We start from the raw sequence: 1,066 nt of genomic DNA on the forward strand, positions 1-1,066 counted from the left end.
GAGACAGATTCAACTTTATAATATTTCATCTGTCAACTTGACAGGGACTAGTGCACGGCGTAGTTTTTTAATCCCATTTGAATCAAGTGCGCCCCGATACCACGATGTTGAAATTCGGGTGCTACAGCTAAATTCTTCAACTCAATGATATCTTTTGAAACCGGCACAAATAAGGCGACGCCAACTGGTTGCCCGTCGTCAAATGCCACCAGCAAGTCTCCTGTATTCGCATAACGTGCAAGCATCGCCTCATCTTCATCACCAAGCAACAGCAACCCGTGATAAGCCTGCCGATCAGGCGATGTGATCCAAGCATAATTCATGTTCCAACTCCTAACAGGATGTGGCCAAGCCGAAAACAAGCTTGGCCATTTTTTTGCGTTGCCTCAACAGCTCAATTAGGCTGATGAGTTCAAAAAGACGGAGGCAACTTGGCAAAACGGAGGAAAACTGGACCATTGCCCGTGGTAGTGAAATCAAGTGAAACGCCGCTTTATGGCGGTTCGCGCAGATTTCACCGGCAAAAAATGAAACGAAGTGGTTTGCTTCGGTTCATTTTTTAGGCGCAAAAGCATCAGCGGTTTTTGCTGATCTTTGGAGCCGGCCGCACCGGCAACTGGTCCAGTTTTCCGCAGTGACGCCAAGTCCCCGGAGCCTAGTAAAAATGCCTCACCGACGAAATCGGCAAGGCATTTTGATTGAATTACAGCTTGTTGACGTTAACGGCTTGGGCACCGCGGTCGCCTTGTTCAACTTCGAAGGACACTGCTTGGCCTTCTTCTAAAGTCTTGTAGCCGTCGCCTTGGATAGCAGAGAAGTGAACGAAAACATCGGAGCCGTCTTGGCGAGTGATGAAGCCGTAGCCTTTTTCTGCGTTAAACCATTTAACTGTACCTTGTTCCATTTTAAAAATCCTCCTAGCGCAAACGCGCATGAATTGCCCTTCGCTCAAATGCGAGCGGAAGTACTTCGTTAGTGTATCAAAATGTCAAGACTAGGACAACTAAAATCGGGGTCTAAAATTTTTGGTGTTGAAGAGCACTTCAACGCCGGAAGTTTTAGGCCT

General features: G+C 47.3%; 2 protein-coding genes. Both read right to left on the minus strand.

From position 1 onward, the window contains the following. Positions 1 to 47: 47 nt before the first annotated feature. Positions 48 to 323, minus strand: coding sequence for a GNAT family N-acetyltransferase (locus FD01_RS12820; protein WP_056964678.1), 276 nt, complete (start codon positions 321 to 323; stop codon positions 48 to 50). Between the two features lie 380 nt (positions 324 to 703). Continuing rightward, positions 704 to 904, minus strand: a complete 201-nt coding sequence (locus tag FD01_RS12825) for a cold-shock protein (protein ID WP_054720182.1) — start codon at positions 902 to 904, stop codon at positions 704 to 706. Positions 905 to 1,066: the final 162 nt, after the last annotated feature.

It is taken from the genome of Lacticaseibacillus manihotivorans DSM 13343 = JCM 12514 (genome assembly GCF_001435035.1).
GTDB lineage: Bacteria > Bacillota > Bacilli > Lactobacillales > Lactobacillaceae > Lacticaseibacillus > Lacticaseibacillus manihotivorans.